We start from the raw sequence: 21,251 nt of genomic DNA on the forward strand, positions 1-21,251 counted from the left end.
CACCTGGACGGAAAGGCCCGCGCGCGCCGCATGCAGCGCGGTCGAAAGGCCCATGATGCCGCCGCCGACGATGACCGCGTCAAGCACGCCGTCAGCCGAAAGCTCACACTGAAACGCCGTGGCCGCCTGGGGCTTTCGCCAGATCGGATCGGAAAAGGCTTCGACCAAGAGGATCACCTACGCGCTGGAGCTTCGTGAAAATCCTATTGCCGATTTCATGAATTTGAAAGGGCGCTTCGATGGGCCAGTTCGGCCGTGGCTGTGTGACAGCACATGCATCGTCGCAAATGTTGCGGCTGGCGGGATAGACGTTTCCGCGAAATCGGGGAAAAGTGCCGCGCGCGAAAAATTGAGAGGAATGATGCCATGACCGATCCGACCCGTCTGCCCGCCGATGGAATTTTCGTCGGCCGCGCCAAGACCAGCGCCGCTTCCCATCCGCTGGTGGTGACGGTGCGGGACGGCGAGGTGATCGACATTACCTCGAGCGCGGCGCCTACGGTGCGCGATCTTTGCGAATTGAAGGATCCGGCTGACTATCTGCGCTCGGCCAAGGGCAAGGCGATCGGCGCGCTGGAAGAAATCGCGGCGAACAGCTTCGAGGCCAAACGTGACGCCGGGAAGCCCATCCTGCTGTCGCCCGTCGACCTGCAGGCGGTGAAGGCCTCCGGGGTCACCTTCGTCGTCAGTCTGCTCGAGCGCGTCATCGAGGAACAGGCGCGCGGCTCGGCCGAAAAGGCCGACGCCATCCGCGCCGACATCGCCGGACTGATCGGCCACGATCTGTCGAAGCTCAAGCCCGGCTCGCCGGAAGCGATGGAGATCAAGGCAAAGCTGATCGCGCGCGGGGCATGGTCGCAATATCTCGAAGTGGGCATCGGCCCGGACGCCGAGATCTTTACCAAGTGCCAGCCGATGGCTTCCGTCGGCTTCGGCGCCGATGTCGGGCTGCATCCGGTCTCCACCTGGAACAATCCGGAGCCGGAGATCGCCATGATCGCCGACAGTTCGGGCCGTATCGTCGGCGCCACGCTCGGCAACGACGTCAATCTGCGCGACGTCGAAGGACGCTCGGCGCTGCTCCTCGGCAAGGCCAAGGATAACAACGCCTCGGCCTCGCTCGGGCCGTTCATCCGGCTGTTCGACGAAACCTTCTCCATCGCCGACGTGAAGCACGCCACGGTGCGGCTCAGCGTCGAGGGCGAGGATGGCTTCTCGCTGGAGGGCGCGAGCTCGATGGCGGAAATCAGCCGTTCGCCGGAGGAACTGGTCAAGGCGGCAATGGGACCGCACCACCAATATCCCGACGGACTGGCGCTCTATCTCGGCACCATGTTCGTACCCTCGAAGGATCGCGGCGAGAAGGGCAAGGGTTTTACGCACAAGGTCGGCGACATCGTCACCATCTCGTCGGAAAAGCTCGGCGCGCTGGTCAACCGTGTAAGGCTGTCGCCGGACTGCCCGCACTGGACCTACGGCGCCAGCCATCTGATGCGCGACCTAGCCAAGGCGGGCCTGATCTAACCGCGCACCGAAGGGCGGTTGCTTGGAGGCCAATCCGTGCAGCGGATGGTCGATGGCGCCGCTTGCCCAACGAATATCACCGCTGCTGATGCAATCTGATGGGATTGCTGATGGCGCGCGCGCCTGTGCCAACATCCATTGGCGATGGAGGCTTGCCACTGCCTGAAAAAGAGAATGCTCTAGACGTTCCGGTCGGCGCGGGCAGGAGATGCGGCCAAGGTCGCGTCGCACGGATCCAGGAGGAGAGTTCAACATGGGAGGAAATCGAATGCTTTCGCGGCTAAGACTGCTCGTGCTTGGCTTGATCGCGGCTATCGCCATTCCGGCGATGGCCGAGGCCAAGACGTTCTACTGGATTTCGCATGGCGGCCCGGCCGATCCGGTCTGGACCTACTTCCTGGCCGGCGCCAAGCAATGGGCGAGCGACACCGGCAACAAGGTGAACACCTCGTTCCACAATGGCGATGTCGCCTCGCAGCAGGAAGCCGTCCGAGCCGCCATCTCAGCCAAGGCAGATGGCATCGTCACCACCAGCCCCGATCCGGGCAGCCTTGTCGAGATCGTCAAGGAAGCGCGCGCGGCCAACATCCCGATCATCAACTTCAACACGCCCGATCCGAAGGCCAACTTCAACGCCTATGTCGGCGGCGACAACGTCACCTTCGGCAAGCACTGGGCGCAATATCTGGTCGACAAAGGCCTGGTGAAGAAGGGCGATTTCGTCTGGATGCCGGTCGAGGTTCCCGGCGCCACCTATGGCGTGCAGGAAGAGGAAGGCATCAAGAGCGTGTTCGGACCGGCCGGCATCACCTATGAGGTGACAGAAGCGACGCTCGACCAGGCCGAAGTGATCAACCGCATGGTCGACTATCTCACCGCCCACAAAGGCAAGGTGAAGGCCATCATCGGCCTCGGCGACCTCGTCACCGGCTCGATCAAGCGCGTCTTCGACCAGGCCGGCGTCAAGCCGGGCGAAATCCCGGTCGTCGGCTGGGGCAACTCGCTCGACACCACGCAGGAAGTGCTGAACGGCTACGTCAATGCCGGGCAGTGGCAGGATCCGCAAGCGACCAGCTATGTGGCGCTTTCGCTGGCCAACATGGCCGCCAGCGGAATTCCTCCGGGCTTCAACGTCATCACCGGCGCGCTCTATGAGAAGGACACCGCCGGCGTCTACGACAAGATCCTGTCCGGCAAATAATCCCTGACATCCACGGTCGCGGCTTTCGGGCCGCGGCCGCTTTCCTGTACCGTCGAGCCCTGCCTGATCGGAGCGGGCTTCAGCCAGTCATTCACGCCGCGGGCTCAATGGAAAACCGTTCCTTCATTCAAAGTTTCATCGCTCGAGCGGAATTCGGCCCGCTGGTACTGCTTATCGTCGAGCTCGTCGTCTTCTGGGGCATCAATCCCGATTTCCTGTCGCCGCAGAATATCTCCAACATCCTGGCCTTCACCGTCGAGCTCGGCCTGATTGCGCTGGCAATGACGCTCTTGATGACGTCGGGCGAGTTCGATCTTTCGGTCGGCTCGCTGTTCGGCTTCTCGCCGGTGCTGATGTGGACGCTCTACAACAGCGGCGTCACCTCGCTGGAAATGGGCCTGCTGATCGCGCTGATCGTTGCTGCCCTGATCGGGCTGGTGAATGGCTGGTTCGTCACCCAGCTCAAGATCCCGTCCTTCCTGGTGACGCTCGGCATGCTGCTGGTCGTGCGCGGCTCGGCGCTTTTCATCACCGACGGCTTTCCGCAGCGCACCTGGAGCGCGGAAGGCAGTTGGCTGGCGAACATCCTGGTCGGCGACTTCTATGTCGGACCCTTCCGAATCTACGCCTCGCTGTTCTGGTTCATCGGCGCCGCGGTCGTGCTGGGCTATGTGCTGACGCAGAGTCGCACCGGCAACTGGATCCAGGCCGCCGGCGGCAATCCAAACGCGGCCCGCGCGCGCGGCGTCAACGTCAGCCGCGTCAAGGTCGGCCTGTTCATCCTGTCAGCGGTGATGGCCTCGCTCGCCGGCGTCATCTCGTCGCTGCGCACCTCCGCGGCCAATCCCAACAGCGGCACGGGCTACGAGCTCGAGGTCATCGCCATGGTGGTGATCGGCGGCACGGCGCTGACCGGCGGACGCGGCACGATCATCGGCACGGTGCTCGGCATCCTGATCCTGCGCGTGATGCGCAACGGCATCGTGCTGATCGGCGTGCCGGGGCTCGCCTACAACATTTTCATCGGCGCGATCATCCTCGGCATGATGGCGCTGCATTCATGGCTCGAACGCCGGCACCAGGCGGGGACTTAAGACGATGGCCGAGCCTCTGATCCGCATGACAAACATCCGCAAGTCCTACGGGCGCGTGCAGGCGCTGGTGGACGCCAATTTCCACGTCAATGAAAAGGAGATCGTCGGCCTGCTCGGCGACAACGGCGCCGGCAAGTCGACGCTGATCAAGGTGCTGTCAGGCGCCGTGCCGCTGACCAGCGGCGACATCTTCATCCGCGGTAAGAAGGTCACGCTGCGCAGCACCAGCGATGCCATTGCCCACGGCATCGAGACGATCTACCAGGATTCGGCGCTGGTCACGCAGCTGTCGATCGCGCGCAACCTGTTCCTCGGGCGCGAGCCGATCAAGGCGCCGCGCTTCCTGAACCGCATGGACCAGGACGCAATGAACACGGTAGCGCGCGACCTGCTCAAGCAGGTCGGCATCACCAAGAACATCCCGCCGACAACACCGATCGGCTCGCTGTCGGGCGGCGAGCGCCAAGCGGTGGCGATCGCGCGCGCCATGCATTTCGACAGCGATCTCATCATCCTCGACGAACCGACCAACAATCTCGGCGTCGCCGAGACTCAAGGGGTCTTGAGTTTCGTACGCAGCGCCCGCGATTCCGGCCATTCCTGCATCTTCATCGCGCATAACATCCATCACGTCTTCCAGGTGGTCGACCGCATCGTGGTGATGCGCCGGGGCAAGGTGGTGGCCGACGACATCGATCCGAAAACGACAACGGTCGCCGAGGTCGAGCGCGTCATCACCGGCATGTCGGACAAGGAAATCCGCGACGCGATTTCCGACGGCCCGCAGCAGCATGGCTGAGAGCTGACCGGCAGGCCGATCGGCGGCCGGCAGCCGCTTCACGCCCGCCGCTGGCACAGAATTGCATCAGCGCCTATGACTGGACCCATGAAAGCCACCGTAGCCGATATCGCCCGGAGCTGCGGCCTGTCGACCGCGACCGTCGACCGGGTGCTCAACAATCGCCCGGGTGCAAGCGCTGCCAACCGGCAGCGCGTGCTGGAGGCGGCCAAGCAGCTCGGTTATCTGCCGACGCTCGACCAGGTCGTGCTGCCGTCGAAGCCGGCGCATCTCGAATTCTTCCTGCCGATCGGGTCCAACGCCTTCATGGCCGATCTCGCTTATCACATCGAGGATTATGCCCAGCGCCTGCCCTTGGTCGCGTCCTGCTGCATTCACAATCTTGCCGGCATTTCGCCGGGCGCACTGCAGAGTGCCGTGGAGAACCTGTCGCTCAAGGCCAACGGCGTCGGCGTGATCGCCGTCGACCATCCGCGCACGCGCAACATCCTGCGCGAGCTGGTTGATGCCGGGATCAGGCTGGTCACGCTGATCTCGGATGTGCCGGCGGCACCGCGCTCGGCCTATGTCGGCATCGACAACCGGGTGGCGGGCCGCACGGCGGCGCTGCTGATGGGCCGCTTCCTCGGCGGCCGTAGGGGACATCTGGCGATGGTGGTCGGCTCGCGCTCCTATCGCGGCCACGAGGAGCGCGAGATGGGCTTTCGTTCGGTGCTCGCCGAAGAATTTCCCGACCTCACGGTCTCAAGCGCGGCCGAAAGCAACGACGAGCCGGACGCCAGCTACCGCGCGACCGTCAAGGCGCTGCACGACGAAACGGATCTGCTCGGCATCTATTGCGTTGGCGCCGGACGCTCCGGCGTGGCCAAGGCGTTGCTCGAGGTCAAGCCGCGTTTGAAGCCGGTCTTCATCTGCCACGACCTGACCAGGGAAACGCGCCGCTATCTCGTCGACGATCTTGCCGACGTCGTCATCGACCAGAATGCGCGGCTGATCGCGGAGCAGTCGGTGATCCGTCTGCTCGGCTCCATTGCCTCGTCGGCGCCATACCTGACGAAGAAATTCATCGAGCCGCGGCTGATCTTCAAGGAAAACGTCCCGGCGCAGTAGCGCGGAGCGCGCCGCTCGCTTATTTGTCTGACGATTGATCCCGCAATTCTGCACAGCAGCTATGCAGGTTTCGCAATTGCCGAATCGTTAGGCATCTCGTATTTATCTGGGTGTCGGCCGTCTCCTCCTCCCAGATGTGATGCCGACGCTGAGTGCGGTACACCTCCTCCCGTGCCGTATTCGAAATCGAGCCCGCTGCCACCTCCTCCCGGCAGCGGGCTTTTTCTTTGCGTGCCAAAGGCGGAGGCGAAGCTACCTAATGCTGACCAGATACGCGCCTAGCCTTTCGCCGTCACCAGATTGGAGCTGAGTTCGAAAGCGACTCCCGATCCATCCGCATAAGACTGCAGCACGGGCGCGCTCCCGCTCATGATGTCCTCCACGACGTGCTTGCGTTCCTGATCGGCCATTGCCTTGCCGGCGGCGCTCATGCCGACCAGGGCCATCGTGTTCAACCGCAGGAGAGGCGCCCCGTCCTCAAAGCGTATCCTGCGCGATATTGTCCTTGATCGGACGTCGTGGAAGCCGGCGTCCCGGAGCAGCACCTCGATCGGCGCCGCATTCCCAAAGCTGTGGCGCAGGTCCACCACTGGGCCGAGGAGGCGCTCGGCGACGCGGCGGAGATCCCGAAAGAAGGGGATTTCCTCATCGGGGCGCCACGTGGCAACGGCCAGCCGGCCGCCCTGCGCCAGTGCTCGCCGCATCTCCGCCGCCGCAGCGGACTTATCGGGAAAGAACTGCAGCCCTTGTTGACAGACGATCAAATCGAACTGCTCTCCGTCATGGAGGGGCAGTGCACCGGCATTGCCTACGCGCCAATCGATGTCTGGCGCCACGGTGCGCGCGACAGCAAGCATATCTGCGTTGATGTCGATGCCGAGGACATATCCGGCGGCACCGAGCCGTTCCCTGGCAACCCGGGCAACTATTCCCGTGCCACAGGCGATGTCCAACACACGATGGCCTGGAGACAGCTTCAGTTCTTCGAAGGTCACTTCGGCCCAGGGGCGGAAGAGAGGACCCACGAGCCAGCGCTCATACATCTCCGGAAAACTTGCCTGACCCATCGTCTAGCGCCCGTTTCCGGAACAGCATAACAGAATCAGGACGAGGCGAAGAGATCAGCGCGCCCGGAACGAAGCGATCAGGCTTTCGGCCATGCGCACAAATTGCGCGCTCGGACCTTCGGCGCCGACGCTCTGCATCGAGACGCGCGCGCCTTCGAGCAGCAGCGACAGCGTGTCGGCGAGAAGCTCGGCCTGGCCGATGCCGGCATCGCGGCAAAGCGCGACCAGCTTTTCGCGCTGGGCCTCCTTCAGTTCCTTGATGACGCGCCTTGCCGGGTGATCGGTCTCGGTGAGCTCGACGGCGGCATTGGCCATATCGCAGCCGCGGCTGTCGGCGCTCAGCAGTTCCGACGCCTTTTGGACCCAAGCATGCAACTGGGCGAGCTTGTCGCCGGGATGCTTGGCCTCGAATTCGTCCCAGATCCTCGAAGCCTTCGCCGCCGTTGCGCGCAGGCATTCGACGATCAATTCGTCCTTGGACTCGAAGTGACGATAAAGCGTCATCTTGTTGGTGCCGGCAGCCTCGGTGATGGCGTCGACGCCCACACCCTTGATGCCGTGCTTGTGGAACATGTCCTGCGCCGTCTCCAGGATTCGGTCCCGGGGACGGGAACGCTCCGCAACGCCGTCAGTCATCATGCTCTCCTTTCGTCGTTTCCAAAAAAACCGTCGCCACCTCTTGACTAGGGTGTTACCGGTCTGTAACTTCCAGCATGTTACTTACTGGTAACACCTATATCACTCGCCGTCAAACGACAAGGCCCTCCGATAGCCCTGCCAGAGTGAGATAGGACGCAAAACCTGCCTGTCATGCGGCTTTGGCCGGTGAAGAACGAGAAAAAGCGGTTCGTGATCAAGCGATGCGGACCGAGCAAGGAGCCACTCCTATGCAAAAGCGCAAAGACCTGACGATCGACGAAGCCATCCGGGATCCGATGATCCGGCTGGTGATGAAGGCGGACGGGATCGACCCCAAAGCCTTCGAACGGATGCTGCGCCAGCGCGCGGCTGACCAGGCGCCGGGCAACATCCCGCCATCCTTCCTGCAGGATTCCGGCTCGGGCCGGGCCCGGCGCCTGCGCCATTTCGCAAATCCGTTCGGCGAGGCGTCCGCATCATGGTGAACTTCTTCATCCACCGCCCGATCTTCGCGTCGGCGATCGCCATCATCATGGTGCTCGCCGGTGCGATCGCCTATTTCCTCTTGCCCGTCTCGCAGTTTCCCGACATCACGCCCCCGCAGGTCGTGGTCAGCGCGCACTATCCGGGCGCCAGCGCCCAGGTCGTGGCCGATACGGTCACCACCCCGCTCGAGCAGCAGATCAACGGCGTGCAAGGCATGACCTACATGTCGTCGACGAGCTCGAATGACGGCTCGTCCACCATCACCATCACCTTCGACGTCGGCTATCCGCTGAGCACGGCGGCGGTCGACGTGCAGAACCGCGTCAGCCAAGCGGCATCCTCCCTGCCGGCCATCGTCAACCAGGGCGGCGTGACGATCAAAAAGCAGAACCCCAATTTCGTGCTGATCGTCGACCTCACCTCGCCCGACGGCTCGGTCGATCCGGTGGCGCTGAGCAACCTCGCCTATCTACAGGTGGTCGACCCGCTGAAGCGCCTGCCGGGCGTCGGCGACGTGCAGATCTTCGGCGAGCGCCGCTATTCGATGCGCGTCTGGCTCGATCCGGACAAGCTTGCCAATCTCGGCATCACCGCTGTCGACGTGCAGAACGCCATCGCCGAACAGAACGTGCAGGTGGCGGCCGGCAAGATCGGCCAGTCGCCGGCGCCCGCCGGGACCGCCTTCGAGATGCAGGTCAATGCGGTGGGCCGCCTTAGCGACCCGAAGGAATTCGGCGACATCGTCGTGCGCGCCAATTCGCAGAACGGCTCGCTTGTGCGGCTGCGCGACGTCGCCCGCATCGAGCTCGGCGCGCTGCAATATTCTTCCTCCGCCTTCTTCGGCAAGGACCCGACCGTGGTTTTGGCCGTCTACCAGATGCCGGGCTCCAATGCCCTCGACCTGCAGCAGCGGGTCAAGGACAAGATGCAGGAGCTGTCGAAGCGCTTCCCGAAGGGCGTCAGCTACGCCATGCATTACGACACGACGCGCTTCGTGTCGGCCTCGATGCACGACGTGCTGATCACGCTCGGCGAAGCGCTGGTGCTGGTGGTCGCGGTGGTGTTCATCTTCCTCCAGAGCTGGCGCACCACCATCATCCCGACCATCGCCATTCCCGTCTCGCTGATCGCGACGCTGGCGGTGATGTACATGCTGGGCTTTTCGCTCAACATGCTCTCGCTGCTCGGCATGGTGCTGGCGATCGGCCTCGTCGTCGACGACGCGATCGTCGTGGTCGAGAATGTCGAACGTCAGCTCGAGGCAGGACTCAAGCCGCTGGCCGCTACGCGCGCGGCGATGGCCGAGGTGACCGGTCCGATCATCGCCACCACGGCGGTGCTGATGGCGGTGTTCGTTCCCGTTGCCTTCATCCCGGGCGTCTCGGGCCGGCTCTACAACCAGTTCGCGCTGACCGTGGCGATCTCCGTCGGCATCTCCGCCTTCAACTCGCTGACGCTCTCGCCGGCGCTGAGCGCTGCATTCCTGCGCCATCGCGGCGAGACGCAGTTCGTGCTGTTCCGCTGGTTCAACGCCGGCTTCGACTGGCTGTCACATGCCTATGCGCATGGGGTGCGCATTCTGATCAAGCTGCGCTGGATCATGCTTGGCCTGTTCGCGGCCGGCCTCGTCGCCACCTATTTCGTCTGGCAGAAACTGCCTTCGACCTTCCTTCCCGTGGAAGACCAGGGCTATTTCTTCGTCGTCATCCAGCTGCCCGACGGCGCTTCGCTCGAACGCACCGACGCGGTGGCGCAGAAGGCGCGCGACATCCTGCAATCGACGCCTGGCGTCGACATCGTCGGCTCGATCAGCGGCCTGAACTTCCTGACCAGCGCCGCGCAGTCGAATTCGGCGGTGGAGTTCGCGATCCTGAAACCATGGGACGAACGCGGTCCTGACCAGAGCGCCTCGAAACTGGTCGAGCAGGTGCGCGGCAAGCTTCTGCAGATGCCGGATGCGTTCGCGCTCTCCTTCGATCCGCCGTCGATCCCGGGCATCGGCACCACCGGCGGCTTCGAGTTCCAGGTCGAGGATTTGTCCGGGCGCGGCAGTGCGGCGCTGAACGACGTCACGCAGGCGCTGCTCGCCGAGGCGCGCAAGCAGCCGGAGCTCAACCCGCAGCAGCTGTTCTCATCCTTCTCGACCTCGACGCCGCAGTTCAACTACGACCTCGACCGCAGCAAGGCGAAGCTGCTCGGCCTCAACCTGCCGGATGTCTTCAACACGCTGCAGATCTATCTCGGCTCGCTCTACGTCAACGACTTCAACCTGTTTGGCCGCACCTTCCGCGTGACCATCCAGGCCGACAAGGACGCGCGCGCCGACGCCACCGACATCTCGCGGCTCTATGTGCGCAACGCGTCGGGCGGCATGGTGCCGCTGAGCACGCTGGGCAGACTGGTGCCGATCGTAGGGCCGGAGACCGTGCCGCATTACAACAACAACGCGTCTGCCCTTATCAATGGCGGCGCTGCCCCCGGCTTCTCGTCCGGACAGGCGGTGGCGGCCATGGAGCGGGCGGCGGCGAATGTGCTGCCGCGCGACTTCGGCTACGAATGGACCGGCATCACTTTCCAGGAGCTCAAGGCCGGATCGATCGCCTCTGTCGTGTTCGGGCTGGCGATCGTCTTCGTGTTCCTGATCCTGGCGGCCCAGTATGAAAGCTGGGCGATGCCTTTCATGGTGCTGCTGGCCGTGCCGCTCGCTTTGTTCGGCGCCTTCGTCGTGCTGTTGCTGCGCGGCATGCAGATCGACGTCTACTCGCAAATCGGCTTCGTCATGCTGATCGGCCTGGCGGCGAAGAACGCGATCCTGATCGTCGAGTTCGCCAGACGCCGGCGCGAGGAAGGCTTGACCATCGTCGAGGCGGCGATGGAGGCGGCACGGCTGAGGCTGCGGCCGATCCTGATGACCGCCTTCGCCTTCATCCTCGGCGTGCTGCCGCTGATGTTCGCGACGGGCGCCGGTGCAGCCAGCCGGCAGTCGATCGGCACCACCGTCTTCGGCGGCATGGTGGCGGCGACGATCCTGTCGCTGGTCTTCGTGCCTGTCTTCTACGCCGTGATCGAGCAGTTGCGCGAACGTGGCGAAAGGGAACCTGCCAAGGCGCACGACGATGCGCCTCAGCAAGACGAAATTGAACCGACCGCCGAGCCGGCGCTTCAGCCGCTCGCCCAGGCGGCCGAATAAGATTGGAGATCAATTATGCGTAGATGGAAAATCGCTTTGGGAACGGCCGTCGCGCTCGGCGCGATCTCGGTGGCCAGCGTGCACTTTCTCGACATGGGCAATTTGAGCGGCGGCGCAGCGGGTGCCGCGCCAGCGCCGGCGGCCTTCGTGATGCCGGTGCCGGTGGTGAATGTCGTGAAGAAGACGCTGCCGATCTATCTCGACTACGCCGCGCGGGTGGAGTCGATCCGCAGCATCACGCTGCAGGCGCGCGTGCCGGGCTATCTGCAGGAGCAGACGGCTGCCGACGGCAGCGACGTCAAGCAGGGCGACCTGCTCTACCGTATCGCGCCCGACGACTATCAGGCCGCGCTCGACCAGGCGAAGGCGCAGGTGCAGCGCGATAGCGCGACGCTCGAATATGCAAAATCCAATCTCGGCCGCGGCACCGACCTCGCCAAGGCCGGCTATCTCGACAAGGACAGCTTCGACCAGCGCACCAGCAATCTGCGCGCGGCCCAGGCCGCCCTTGCCGTCGACCAGGCGGCGGTGCGGACGGCCGAGCTCAACCTCGGCTATGCCGAAATCAAGGCGCCGTTCTCGGGACGCATCGGCCGCAACCAGGCTTCGGTCGGCACGCTGGTCAGCGTCGCCGGCACGGTGCTCAACACGCTGGTGCAGCTCGATCCGATCTACGTGACCTTCAATCCGAGCGAGAGCGATCTGGTGCAGATCGAGCAGGCGAAGGCCGCCGGTCCGATCGCCGTCGACGTGCTGTTGCCCGGCGAGACCCAGCCCAGCCAGAAGGGCGAGCTGACCTTCATCGACAACACGATCGACCATTCGACCGGCACGATCACGGCGCGCGCCACCATCGGCAACGCCAAGTTCACGCTGCTGCCTGGACAGTATGTACGGGTGCGGCTGCATGTGAAGGAACAGCCCAACACGCTGATGGTGCCGCAGGTGGCGCTGGGTTCCAGCCAGCTCGGCAAATACCTCTATGTCATCGGCAAGGGCAACACCGTCGACCAGAAGCTGGTCTCGCTCGGCCCGACCGACGGCGACCTGATTTCCGTAACCTCCGGCATCTCGGAGACCGACCAGGTGATCACGGGCAATTTGCAGAAGATCGGACCCGGAATGCCGGTTTCTCCCTTGCCGCAACCGAAACCGGCCAGCTGATAACCCCCATCAGTTTCCGGTCCGACGGCGCCCTCGATACCCACGTCGAGGGCGCCGTTTACTATTTGGGGTCAGGCAATTCCGACGCGGAAAGGAACAATCTTCTACGGACGGTCCCTTGTTGGATTATCGACAACCTGATTGTGTTGCAGCCAGTTCATCGGAATATGACCTGACTCGCAACGGACACAAACGTGAAGATCAAGAGCATCAAGGCCTATCATGTCGTGCAGCCCTTCGTGGACGGTCCCTACCGCATGTCCAAGGGGCGGATCGCCGATTGCTTCGACGCGGTGATCGTCGCCATCACCTCGGACAGCGGCGTTACCGGCTGGGGCGAGATGGCGCCGCTTGGCAATTTCTACTCGGCCGCGTTTCCCGCAGGCACACGCGCGGGCGTGCCGGAGATCGCGCCGCATCTCATCGGCCAGGATCCACGCGGCCTTGCCGGCATCGGCCGGCTGATGGACACGGTATTCAAGGGCCACCCCTACATCAAGTCGGCGCTCGACATGGCGTGCTGGGATCTTGCCGCCCGCACCGCCGGCGTGCCGCTGGTGACCATGCTTGGCGGCCGCGAGAGCGACATGGCGGAGACCTACCGGGTCGTCACCCACGGCACGCTCGATCAGATGGCGGCGCTTGCCAAAAGGATCATCGCCGAAGGCTGCCGGCGCCTGCAGGTCAAGGTCGGCGGCAATGTGCGCGACGACATCGAGCGGGTCTCGGCAGTGGCCGCCGCCGTGCCGAAGGGCACGGTGATCTTCTGCGACGCCAATGCCGGCTGGACGCCTTACCAGGCGCGCCAGTTCGCCGACGCCACGCGCGGCATCGACTACACGTTCGAGCAGCCATGCACGACGATCGAGGAGAACATGTCGGTGCGCCGCATGCTCGACAAGCCGATGGTGCTGGACGAATCCGTCACCTCGCTGGGCGAGATGCTGGAAATCCACCGCCGCGGCGCCGCCGACGGGCTGACGCTGAAGATCTCGCGACTGGGCGGCGTAACGCAGACTCGCCTGATCCGCGACGTCGCGGTCGATCTCGGCTTCATGATCACGGTCGAGGACACCGGCGGCGCCGAGATCGACACAGCGGCCATGGCGCATCTGTCGCTGTCGACGCCGCAGGAGCGCCGGCTGCACGCCATCGCCTTCCACGAATGGGTGACAGTGCGTACGGCCAGGAACGCGCCGCCGGTAACCGGCAGCCACATGGGCGTTCCCGACGGCCCCGGCCTTGGCATCGATGTGGATCCTGGCCTGCTCGGCAAGCCGTTCTTCGAGATCGGCTGAAGATGAAGATCAGGCGGGTCGAGTCTGAGAACGTTGGCGCCAGCGCGCCGTGCTACTCGGCCGCCACGCCCTTCACCTCGAGATAGCTTTCCATGGAATCGTCCAGCGCCTGCAGCCAGGGCGTATGATGGAGCGGCGACATGGTGCCGGTCATCAGCGAGCGGTAGGCGTTGTCGCGGAAGGTCATGATGTTTTCCATCTTGTGGTGCTCCCACTCCATGAAGGTGCGGTTGACCGCCTCGACGTCGAAGCCCGGATAGTCGGTCTGGTCCATCAGCTCCTTGGTGTAGTCGCCCTGGAACCAGATCATCTGCTCGGCGTCTTCGAGGGTCTCTTCCCGGGCACGCCACTTGGCGCTGTGCTCGGCCATCGCCTCGGCGGAGGGCAGCTTGATGCGGCCAAGCATCACGTCGCGCGCATACCAGGCCTGCGCGTCGAACATGTTGAAGGTGTAGAACTGGTCCTGCATGCCGATGTAAAAAAGCTTCGGGTTCTTCTCCCAGACCACGCCTTCATAGAGATCGAGCGGCCACATGCGGTTGGCGGTCTTGAGCTTGAGGTCGTCGGTGAGGAAGGGGAAGGAATGCAGATAGCCGGTGCACAGGATGATGGCATCGACGTCCTTGGTCGTGCCGTCCTTGAAATGCGCCGTCTTGCCGACGACCTTCTGCAGCAGCGGCACCTCCTTCCAGTTCTCCGGCCATTTGAAACCCATCGGCTTGGAGCGGTAGCTGGAGGTGATCGATTTGGCGCCGTATTTGTAGCATTGCGAACCGATATCCTCGGCCGAATAGGAACGCCCGATGATCAAGATGTCCTTGCCCTTGAATTCCATGGCGTCGCGGAAATCGTGGCTGTGCAGGATGCGGCCGTTGAAGGTGGGGAAACCTTCGAAGAAAGGCACGTTGGGCACCGAGAAATGGCCTGAAGCGACCACGACGTTGTCGAATTCCTCCGAGTAGGTCACGTCGTTGGTGCGATCATGTGCGGTGACGGTGAACTTCTCGGTCTCGTCGGAATAGGTCACCATGCGCACCGGGCTGTTGAAGCGCACCCATTCGCGCAGGCCGGATTTCTCGACGCGGCCCTTGATGTAGTCCCACAGCACGGCCCGCGGCGGATAGGAAGCGATCGGCCGGCCAAAATGTTCCTCGAAGGTGTAGTCGGCGAATTCGAGGCATTCCTTTGGGCCGTTCGACCAGAGATAGCGGTACATCGAGCCGTGCACCGGGTCGCCATGCTCGTCGAGGCCGGTGCGCCAGGTGTAGTTCCATAGGCCTCCCCAGTCGCTCTGCTTCTCGAAGCAGACGATTTCCGGGATCTCGGCGCCCTTGTCGGCGGCCGACTTGAAGGCCCTTAGCTGGGCCAGGCCTGACGGTCCGGCTCCGATGACGGCGACACGAGATTTCATTGCGGGCCTCCTCCTTTTGATTTCGACTTTTTTCTTGACGCAATTCCGGGCGGAAAACCGTTCGACACTTTTCCTGGAATTGCTCCCACGAAACAAATTTCACTGACAGTGACAGTAATTGGGTCTTTGGTGCTGTCAACAAACATCTGCGGCGGCGGCGTTTGCGTGAAACGGTTTTTGCGCGCAAAGGCGGCGGCGTCACGTTGAAGCAGGCGCGCCCTGCAACCGCCAGCGGCTTGCTGTCGCGGTTGCGCTCTTGTATCGCCACCGAATATGTTCACCTTGAGTGAAATAAATCCGCGAGAGTCGGGGGCGACATGGCGAACAAGAATTCCGGCACCAGGTCCACCGATGCGGCAGCGAAGGGCAAGGCGCCGCTAAAGCGCGTTTCGGCCGCCGGGCGCACGATACGCGCCCCGTTGACGCAGAATCCGCACGCCATCCGCGACACGCGCGAAAAAGTGCTGGAAGTGGCGATCGGCCACGAGGTGCGGGCGTTCCGCAAGAAGCTCGGCATCACCGTCGCCGATCTCGCCACCGCCACCGACATTTCACTCGGCATGCTGTCGAAGATCGAAAACGGCATCACCTCGCCATCGCTGACGACATTGCAGGCGCTGTCGCGGGCGCTGGGCGTTCCGGTGACCGCCTTCTTCCGACGCTTCGAGGAAGAGCACAGCGCCGTTTTCGTCAAGGCCGGCGAAGGCGTCGATGTCGAGCGGCGCGGCACCCGCGCCGGCCATCAATACAACCTGCTCGGCCATATCGGCGCCAACACCAGCGGCGTCGTCGTCGAGCCCTATCTCATCACGCTGACCGAGAATTCGGACGTGTTTCCGACCTTCCAGCATGCGGGCATGGAATTCCTCTACATGCTCGAAGGCGAGGTCGTTTACCGGCACGGCAACAATCTCTATCCAATGAAACCGGGCGACAGCCTGTTCTTCGACGCCGACGCGCCGCACGGCCCGGAAGAGTTGACGCGGCTGCCGATGCGCTATCTGTCGATCATCTGCTATCCGCAAAACAGCGCGGGGTGAGTCGCTAGGCTCTCTTCCTCTCCCTCCGGAGGGGGGAGAGGTGGCGCTGCGAAGCAGCGACGGAGTGGGGGAAGGCGGTCCTCAAACGCGAAGCCGCTGACAAGTGGGCACTGCCGAGCGGGTCTGAAATCTTGGCAGGCGGTAGCAGTCGGAGGCATGCCTCGATGCGAATCAACGAGCGCCGAGCTGGGTCGACCCCCACTCCGTCGAGCTTCGCTCGACACCTCTCCCCCGATCGACGGGGGAGAGGAAGGGCTCTCTTCAATCCGGCCCGAACCCCGGGCTGGTCGGACTGCCGTCGTCGAGCTTCGACAGCCATTCCACCAGCGTCGGCCTATATCGTGTCAGGCCCTTATAGGTGGCGAGCTCTTCCGGCAGGTCGCGGATGACGCGGTGCAGGCGCCGCGCCCATTTCGGCTGCGTGACCAGCTCGTCCATCTTGATCAGATAGCAACGGATCGGGAAGACGATGGCGTTGGAACGCGGCAGCCGCCAGAAGCTTTGCAATTCGACGCGCAGATGCACCTTGTCGCCGACATTCTCCGGCGTGACCGTGGCGCGGTCCGGGCCCCATTTGTGATAATTCTCGGGACTGGTGTCGAGGCGCGGATTGATGGTCATCGTCCAGTTGAGACGCCTTGCCGGCTTGCCCTGCTGGATGTTGGTCAGGAACTTCAGCGCGCGGGTGAAAATGCCCTTCTCATGCGCCAGCGGCACCGGCGCGTGCCATTCGAAGAAGTTCATGCCGATGTCGAAGTCGAGCGACCAGTCGGCCTGGGTGGTGACCATGCCGGCATCCATCCACAGATTGCCGTCGCGCTGGTCGAGGATACAGAAATCGCCCTGGCTCTGGCGAGTGATGTATTCCATCGGCCCGTAAGGCAGCGTCGAGGTGTCGCCGAAGGTGAAGGTGTCGTCGATGCCGAGCGGCCAGTTGATCCAGCGCCAGCAATCGCCGTTTCGCTCCAGTGTGAAATGCTCGGGATAGCCGAGCGCCTGCTGCTCCATCAGAAGCTCGAGCAGGTCCCAGCCCGCGAGCGTCATATGCGGCAGCGACTGGCAGCGCAGCGGATCCTCGGCCAGCACAAGCGCGCGGTCTTGCATCTCGGCGACATAGTGCTCGTCGACGTCGATCAGGTTCTCGAGCACGCTGCCCTTGGGCCCGACGACATGCGGCTCGATGTTGACAGCATACATGTAGGCATCTTCGTTGAACGGGAAGGGAAAGCGCCTGATGTGCTCCGGGCTGTTCCTGAAGGTGAAATCGTCGCGAAACGTTTCCTTGCGAAAGGTGATGCCCATTGACGTCTCCTATCTTTCCAGGACCAGCGACTTGCCCTCGAAACGCGAGACGCAAGGCATGATCTTGCAGCCGGAACGGTGGTCTTCCTCGCTCAGCCAGTGATCATTGTGGATGAACTTGCCGTCGAAGGAGATCACATTGGTCTCGCACTGGCCGCAAACGCCGCCGCGGCAGAGATAAGGCGGGTCGACGCCGGCGGCTTCGATCGCCTCGAGCAGGCTCTGCTGCTCGCCGACGCGGATCGTCTTGCCGCTGACGGCCAAGGTCACGTCGAACGGCGCGCCGGGCTGCGGGGCCGCGAAATGTTCGAAATGCACGGTCTCCGGCGGCCATCCGAGGATGGCTGCGCGATCGCGCACCCAGTTGATCATGCCGGCCGGGCCGCAGACATAGAGATGCGTGCCGAGCGGCTGCGAGGACAAGAGCCGATCGAGGTCGATGCGCTCCTCGCGGTCGTCGTGGTAGAGCCTGACCCGGTTGCCATAGCGCTGCTGCAGGACATCGGCATAGGTGCCCAGCGAAGCGGTGCGGCAGGTGTAATGCAATTCGAAATTGCCGCCGGCGCCTGCCAGCTGCGACGTCTGCGCCATGAAAGGCGTGATGCCGATGCCGCCGGCCAGCATCAGGTGCTTCTTCGCCCGCAGATCCAGCGAGAACAGATTGACCGGATAGCTGATCACCATCTCGAGGCCGGGCTTGACCTGCCGGTGCATGAACAGCGAGCCGCCGCGGCCGGCATCGTCTCGGCGCACCGAGATCGTGTATTCGCGCGTGTCGAGCGGCGAGCCCATCAGCGAATAGGGATTGAGCCTAGTGCGGTCGCCGTCGCGCATCTCGACCACGACATGGGCGCCGCCGGAAAAGGTCGGCAGCAGCTCGCCGTCGCGACGGCGGAAATGGAAACGGGTCACGAGATCGTTGACGGGAACGACGTCGCTGACAACGACGTCGAGCTTGGTGGTGCCGGTGCTCATGGAAAGGCCTCCTCGATCGGAGGAATCTCGGAGCGATCCTCGGCATTGATGCACACGCCCTGGAAGGCCGCGAGGCGCCGCGAATAGTGATCGCGCACCAGAAGCAGCAGGCCGCAATGCGAGCAGGTAGCCGGCTGCGTCGTTACATTCTCGGTGATGCCCTTGCAGTGCACGCATTGCATGCGCCGCGCCAGCGAGCCGCGATGCTCGGTCGCAATGGAGGTATGGTCGATGCCGGCTTCAAGCGCTACTTGCATTGCCTGACCGATCAGGCCTTCGGTGCCGGCAAGATAAAGGCGCAGGCCCATATGGGCGTTGGTCAGCGTCTGCTTCAGCCGCGGCAACAGGCTGGCGAAAGACGGCGCGATGTGAAGTTGCATCGGCTTCAGCGCTTCGAGGGCGGCGATGTGCTTCCCCTCGGGCCCCGGAATGAAGACGATCTCGGCGCCGTCGAAGAAGCCAGGCGGCGCCTTGCCGGTCATGTCCGTTATCGCGAGCGCGCCTTCCGCATCGGCGATGAACAGATGATGCTTGCCTGGTTGCGGCGACAGCGTTCCGTAAATGGGCCGGCTGATGATCGTCTTGACTGCCATTCTTTCCTTCGTGCCCCGAAAGCCCTCCCGCTGATGATGCCTCAGCCTTTTGCCGTGCGCTTGGTCTTTTTGGGATCGTCGAACGGCAAGGGCTGCGCCGTTGCTTTGATCGAGCCGCTCCGATTGCGAATCTCAAGCTTGGTGTCCTTGACCGCGCAGTCGACATCGAGGCGCGCGATGCCCATCGATTTCTCGACCAGCGGCGAATACATGGCGCAGGTCACCACGCCGACTTGCCTGCCGTCGCGATAGACGGGCGCGCCCTCGTCCGCCGGCTCCTTGCCGTCGAGCAGCACGCCGTAGATCTTGAAGCGCTCCTTGCCCTTCAGCCGATAATGCTCCTCGGCGCCGCGGAAGCCGGTCTTGCCGGGGCTGACGGTGAAGTCGAGGCCGAGCTCCCACAGCGTGTCGCCGGGGCCCTCGTTCTCGAACGGATACTTTTGGGAATTGTCGTAAGGGTAGAAGAGCAGATAGCTCTCGACGCGCAGCATGTCGAGCGTGGTGAAGCGGCAGGGAATGATCCCGGCGCTCTTGCCCTCCTCGAGGATCCTGTCCCAGATCGTGCCGGCATCCTGGCCGCGGCAGAAGATCTCGTAGCCGCGCTCGCCGGTGTAGCCGGTGCGCGAGATCATCACCGGAAAGCCGAAGAGCTGCGTCTGCATATGATGGAAGTAATTGAGGTCGCGGATGCCCGGCACATGCTTGGCGAGATAGTCGACCGCGGTCGGGCCTTGCAGCGACAGGTCGTGCAGATTGTCATCGAAGCGCAGCGAGACATCGCGGCCCATCGCCGCCCGCTGCAACTCCTCATGGCCGGTGCCCGAGCCGTGCACGACCATCCACGAGTTCGGGCTGATGCGGTAGAGGATGCAGTCGTCGGTGAATTTGCCGGCCTCGTTCAGCATGCAGGCGTAGGCCGACTTGCCGGGATAGATCTTTTCCACGTCGCGCGTCGTGGCGAGGTCGATGAGATGCGAGGCGTGCGGCCCGGTGATGTGGACCTTCTTCAGGCCGGAGACGTCCATCAGCCCGGCCTTGGTGCGGATGGCGATATATTCCTCGTCGGCATTCTTGTCGTAGGTCCAGGCGGTGCCCATGCCGCTCCAGTCCTCGAGTTTCGAGCCGAGCGCGCGATGGCGATCCGCCAGGGTCGAGAATCTCCAGGATGCCGTCATCCGATCGTCCTCCGTGCGATTTAAGTCGTTGCTGTTCCCTGCTCCTGCTTGGTGGCGGAGCTTGGTCGAATATTGACCGCAAACGGCGAAGCCCTGCAATCCCCTTGAAGCAAATAATTTCATTGTCAGGCAAATTTCTTGCCCGATGACAAACGGTTTACGATGCGTAAATCCGGCTTGACAATTTCGGGAATCGAGCGGAATTTATGAAAAAAATTTCACTCTGTTGAAAGAGTGGACGCCCGGTCGGTTGTGTGGCCGGACGTCGCCAGAAGGGGAAAACCGATGTCCGACATGCAGCAGCGCATCGAAGCGCTGTACCGTTCCGACGTGCGTGGGTCCGTGCTCCTGATCGTGTGCCTTTGGGCAACGATCCTCTTCGTCCTCCTGATGACTTGGCCATACATTCCGCATAGCGGCATCAAGCTCGTGGTGGCGGTTGCAGCCGCCGCGGTGCTGATCTTCAACACCGCCGCGATCCTCGCCATGCTCAACCACTACAAGGAAGACAAGGACTTCATCTACGGGCTCGACATCAAGAACGCCGACGCCGCCCGCAACCGCCAATCGTGAAGGGAGAAACCATGGCTCGCTACACCCCGCCGGAGCAGAGCAAGGCCGGACAGATCCTCGACATCGCGGTCGTGGTGGTCGCAATCTTCGTGGCGCTCTGGCTGCCGCTGAAACTCGGGTTTGCCGGGGCGGCGAAGTCGATCGACCCGCTCGATGCCAAGACCTGGGACGCGCTCGGCCAGAACGCGACCATGGCCTCGATCTGGGAGAAGCTGGGCTACACGCCGGAGACGGCGCACGACATCATCCAGAACCGCTTCCACTACATCATCGACTGGCCGACGCTGATCATCATGGCGATCGTGCTGATCGCGTATTTCGTCTTCCTGTTCCGCGCCTCCGATAAGGAATATCGCGAGGTCATCAACGAGAAGTTCGACGACAAATAGACTTCGACGACAAAGAGACTTTCGACGACAAAGAGACCGGGGAAGACATCATGTGGATGGGACTGTCTTACGTTTGCTGGGGCATCTCGGTCGTGCTTGCGGCGTGGATGCTCTACGACTGGTTCAAGGTCGATACGACCTATTCCGAGGAGACTTTGACGTCTTCCCGTGAAGGCGAGCTTGAAGCCGTTTCCGAAAAACACCGGATCTGAGTGGGGACT

General features: G+C 63.1%; 22 protein-coding genes. 13 read left to right on the forward strand and 9 right to left on the reverse strand.

The genetic code is table 11. The features are described from left to right. Positions 1-177, reverse strand: a 177-nt coding sequence (locus FJ423_RS34810; protein WP_348642916.1) for an FAD-dependent oxidoreductase, incomplete at its 3' end; no start/stop codon positions are given. Between the two features lie 189 nt (positions 178-366). Between FJ423_RS34810 and FJ423_RS19970 the strand changes: the two genes are divergently transcribed. From FJ423_RS19970 to FJ423_RS19990, 5 genes are all read left to right on the forward strand, one after another. Further along, positions 367-1,524 carry a fumarylacetoacetate hydrolase family protein gene (locus FJ423_RS19970; RefSeq protein ID WP_140844209.1) on the forward strand — a complete coding sequence of 386 codons (1,158 nt, stop codon included), beginning with the start codon at positions 367-369 and terminating at the stop codon, positions 1,522-1,524. A 268-nt stretch (positions 1,525-1,792) separates the two neighbouring features. Next, positions 1,793-2,725 (forward strand): substrate-binding domain-containing protein, encoded by a 933-nt coding sequence (locus FJ423_RS19975; RefSeq protein ID WP_140844574.1) that lies wholly within the window; start codon positions 1,793-1,795, stop codon positions 2,723-2,725. A 107-nt stretch (positions 2,726-2,832) separates the two neighbouring features. After that, the gene (locus FJ423_RS19980) at positions 2,833-3,819 is read left to right on the forward strand and encodes an ABC transporter permease (RefSeq protein WP_140844211.1); all 987 of its coding nucleotides are present in this window, start codon (positions 2,833-2,835) and stop codon (positions 3,817-3,819) included. 4 nt (positions 3,820-3,823) lie between these two features. Beyond that, entirely contained in the window at positions 3,824-4,618 is a 795-nt protein-coding gene (locus FJ423_RS19985; RefSeq protein ID WP_140844213.1) for an ATP-binding cassette domain-containing protein, read from the forward strand. An 87-nt stretch (positions 4,619-4,705) separates the two neighbouring features. Further along, entirely contained in the window at positions 4,706-5,728 is a 1,023-nt protein-coding gene (locus FJ423_RS19990) for a LacI family DNA-binding transcriptional regulator (protein WP_140844215.1), read from the forward strand. Between the two features lie 278 nt (positions 5,729-6,006). On the opposite strand, the gene FJ423_RS19995 is transcribed toward FJ423_RS19990, so the two are convergent. Together FJ423_RS19995 and FJ423_RS20000 are read right to left on the reverse strand one after the other, a co-directional pair. Next, positions 6,007-6,795: a methyltransferase domain-containing protein gene (locus FJ423_RS19995; RefSeq protein ID WP_140844216.1), complete on the reverse strand. Its 789-nt coding sequence runs from the start codon at positions 6,793-6,795 to the stop codon at positions 6,007-6,009. Between the two features lie 54 nt (positions 6,796-6,849). Beyond that, the gene (locus FJ423_RS20000) at positions 6,850-7,431 is read right to left on the reverse strand and encodes a TetR/AcrR family transcriptional regulator (RefSeq protein WP_140544202.1); all 582 of its coding nucleotides are present in this window, start codon (positions 7,429-7,431) and stop codon (positions 6,850-6,852) included. A 251-nt stretch (positions 7,432-7,682) separates the two neighbouring features. On the opposite strand from FJ423_RS20000, the gene FJ423_RS20005 reads away from it, so the two are divergent. The 4 genes from FJ423_RS20005 (at position 7,683) to FJ423_RS20020 (ending at position 13,572) form a co-directional block, all read left to right on the forward strand. After that, a complete protein-coding gene (locus tag FJ423_RS20005; protein WP_095768759.1) occupies positions 7,683-7,919 on the forward strand; it encodes a hypothetical protein in 237 nt (78 codons plus the stop codon). Continuing rightward, positions 7,913-11,110 (forward strand): multidrug efflux RND transporter permease subunit, encoded by a 3,198-nt coding sequence (locus FJ423_RS20010; RefSeq protein WP_140844217.1) that lies wholly within the window; start codon positions 7,913-7,915, stop codon positions 11,108-11,110. The genes FJ423_RS20005 and FJ423_RS20010 overlap by 7 nt, the downstream gene beginning before the upstream one ends. 15 nt (positions 11,111-11,125) lie before the next feature. Further along, complete coding sequence (locus FJ423_RS20015; RefSeq protein WP_140844218.1) at positions 11,126-12,274, forward strand: efflux RND transporter periplasmic adaptor subunit; 1,149 nt, start codon at positions 11,126-11,128, stop codon at positions 12,272-12,274. A gap of 194 nt (positions 12,275-12,468) precedes the next feature. Further along, complete coding sequence (locus tag FJ423_RS20020) at positions 12,469-13,572, forward strand: mandelate racemase/muconate lactonizing enzyme family protein (protein ID WP_140844219.1); 1,104 nt, start codon at positions 12,469-12,471, stop codon at positions 13,570-13,572. Positions 13,573-13,624: 52 nt separating this feature from the next. Here the strand turns inward: FJ423_RS20020 and FJ423_RS20025 are convergent, their stop codons facing one another. Both FJ423_RS20025 and FJ423_RS33900 read right to left on the reverse strand, forming a co-directional pair. Beyond that, positions 13,625-14,983, reverse strand: coding sequence for an NAD(P)/FAD-dependent oxidoreductase (locus FJ423_RS20025; RefSeq protein ID WP_140844220.1), 1,359 nt, complete (start codon positions 14,981-14,983; stop codon positions 13,625-13,627). Then, on the reverse strand, positions 14,980-15,264 hold the full coding sequence (locus tag FJ423_RS33900; RefSeq protein ID WP_210239571.1) for a hypothetical protein: 285 nt from the start codon (positions 15,262-15,264) through the stop codon (positions 14,980-14,982). The genes FJ423_RS20025 and FJ423_RS33900 overlap by 4 nt, the downstream gene beginning before the upstream one ends. A gap of 36 nt (positions 15,265-15,300) precedes the next feature. On the opposite strand from FJ423_RS33900, the gene FJ423_RS20030 reads away from it, so the two are divergent. After that, positions 15,301-16,023 (forward strand): XRE family transcriptional regulator, encoded by a 723-nt coding sequence (locus FJ423_RS20030; RefSeq protein WP_095768763.1) that lies wholly within the window; start codon positions 15,301-15,303, stop codon positions 16,021-16,023. A gap of 261 nt (positions 16,024-16,284) precedes the next feature. Here FJ423_RS20030 and FJ423_RS20035 read toward each other — a convergent pair whose 3' ends face one another. Genes FJ423_RS20035 through FJ423_RS20050 form a run of 4 tightly spaced genes read right to left on the reverse strand, consistent with a single transcriptional unit; the run spans position 16,285 to position 20,068 of the window. After that, positions 16,285-17,325, reverse strand: a complete 1,041-nt coding sequence (locus tag FJ423_RS20035) for a DUF3445 domain-containing protein (protein WP_140844221.1) — start codon at positions 17,323-17,325, stop codon at positions 16,285-16,287. Positions 17,326-17,334: 9 nt separating this feature from the next. After that, entirely contained in the window at positions 17,335-18,300 is a 966-nt protein-coding gene (locus FJ423_RS20040) for a PDR/VanB family oxidoreductase (protein WP_140844222.1), read from the reverse strand. Next, positions 18,297-18,893: a dimethylamine monooxygenase subunit DmmA family protein gene (locus tag FJ423_RS20045; protein ID WP_140844223.1), complete on the reverse strand. Its 597-nt coding sequence runs from the start codon at positions 18,891-18,893 to the stop codon at positions 18,297-18,299. Before FJ423_RS20045 ends, FJ423_RS20040 begins: the two co-directional genes overlap by 4 nt. 41 nt (positions 18,894-18,934) lie before the next feature. Next, positions 18,935-20,068, reverse strand: coding sequence for an aminomethyltransferase family protein (locus tag FJ423_RS20050; protein ID WP_140844224.1), 1,134 nt, complete (start codon positions 20,066-20,068; stop codon positions 18,935-18,937). Positions 20,069-20,353: 285 nt separating this feature from the next. Here FJ423_RS20050 and FJ423_RS20055 point away from each other — a divergent pair, with 285 nt between their 5' ends. The 3 genes from FJ423_RS20055 to FJ423_RS20065 are packed head-to-tail and all read left to right on the forward strand — an operon-like array spanning position 20,354 to position 21,242. After that, positions 20,354-20,641, forward strand: coding sequence for a hypothetical protein (locus tag FJ423_RS20055; RefSeq protein WP_095768768.1), 288 nt, complete (start codon positions 20,354-20,356; stop codon positions 20,639-20,641). A gap of 11 nt (positions 20,642-20,652) precedes the next feature. Continuing rightward, a complete protein-coding gene (locus tag FJ423_RS20060) occupies positions 20,653-21,030 on the forward strand; it encodes a hypothetical protein (protein ID WP_095768769.1) in 378 nt (125 codons plus the stop codon). Between the two features lie 50 nt (positions 21,031-21,080). Next, positions 21,081-21,242, forward strand: coding sequence for a hypothetical protein (locus FJ423_RS20065; protein WP_095768770.1), 162 nt, complete (start codon positions 21,081-21,083; stop codon positions 21,240-21,242). Positions 21,243-21,251 lie beyond the last annotated feature (9 nt).

This window comes from Mesorhizobium sp. B2-8-9, assembly GCF_006439475.1.
GTDB lineage: Bacteria > Pseudomonadota > Alphaproteobacteria > Rhizobiales > Rhizobiaceae > Mesorhizobium.

Coding starts and splice junctions, on each gene's coding strand:
- FJ423_RS19970 (WP_140844209.1), top strand. CDS start 367: ATGACCGATCCGACCCGTCTGCCCGCCGATGGAATTTTCGTCGGCCGC.
- FJ423_RS19975 (WP_140844574.1), top strand. CDS start 1,793: ATGCTTTCGCGGCTAAGACTGCTCGTGCTTGGCTTGATCGCGGCTATC.
- FJ423_RS19980 (WP_140844211.1), top strand. CDS start 2,833: ATGGAAAACCGTTCCTTCATTCAAAGTTTCATCGCTCGAGCGGAATTC.
- FJ423_RS19985 (WP_140844213.1), top strand. CDS start 3,824: ATGGCCGAGCCTCTGATCCGCATGACAAACATCCGCAAGTCCTACGGG.
- FJ423_RS19990 (WP_140844215.1), top strand. CDS start 4,706: ATGAAAGCCACCGTAGCCGATATCGCCCGGAGCTGCGGCCTGTCGACC.
- FJ423_RS19995 (WP_140844216.1), bottom strand. CDS start 6,795: ATGGGTCAGGCAAGTTTTCCGGAGATGTATGAGCGCTGGCTCGTGGGT.
- FJ423_RS20000 (WP_140544202.1), bottom strand. CDS start 7,431: ATGACTGACGGCGTTGCGGAGCGTTCCCGTCCCCGGGACCGAATCCTG.
- FJ423_RS20005 (WP_095768759.1), top strand. CDS start 7,683: ATGCAAAAGCGCAAAGACCTGACGATCGACGAAGCCATCCGGGATCCG.
- FJ423_RS20010 (WP_140844217.1), top strand. CDS start 7,913: ATGGTGAACTTCTTCATCCACCGCCCGATCTTCGCGTCGGCGATCGCC.
- FJ423_RS20015 (WP_140844218.1), top strand. CDS start 11,126: ATGCGTAGATGGAAAATCGCTTTGGGAACGGCCGTCGCGCTCGGCGCG.
- FJ423_RS20025 (WP_140844220.1), bottom strand. CDS start 14,983: ATGAAATCTCGTGTCGCCGTCATCGGAGCCGGACCGTCAGGCCTGGCC.
- FJ423_RS20030 (WP_095768763.1), top strand. CDS start 15,301: ATGGCGAACAAGAATTCCGGCACCAGGTCCACCGATGCGGCAGCGAAG.
- FJ423_RS20035 (WP_140844221.1), bottom strand. CDS start 17,325: ATGGGCATCACCTTTCGCAAGGAAACGTTTCGCGACGATTTCACCTTC.
- FJ423_RS20040 (WP_140844222.1), bottom strand. CDS start 18,300: ATGAGCACCGGCACCACCAAGCTCGACGTCGTTGTCAGCGACGTCGTT.
- FJ423_RS20045 (WP_140844223.1), bottom strand. CDS start 18,893: ATGGCAGTCAAGACGATCATCAGCCGGCCCATTTACGGAACGCTGTCG.
- FJ423_RS20050 (WP_140844224.1), bottom strand. CDS start 20,068: ATGACGGCATCCTGGAGATTCTCGACCCTGGCGGATCGCCATCGCGCG.
- FJ423_RS20055 (WP_095768768.1), top strand. CDS start 20,354: ATGTCCGACATGCAGCAGCGCATCGAAGCGCTGTACCGTTCCGACGTG.
- FJ423_RS20060 (WP_095768769.1), top strand. CDS start 20,653: ATGGCTCGCTACACCCCGCCGGAGCAGAGCAAGGCCGGACAGATCCTC.
- FJ423_RS20065 (WP_095768770.1), top strand. CDS start 21,081: ATGTGGATGGGACTGTCTTACGTTTGCTGGGGCATCTCGGTCGTGCTT.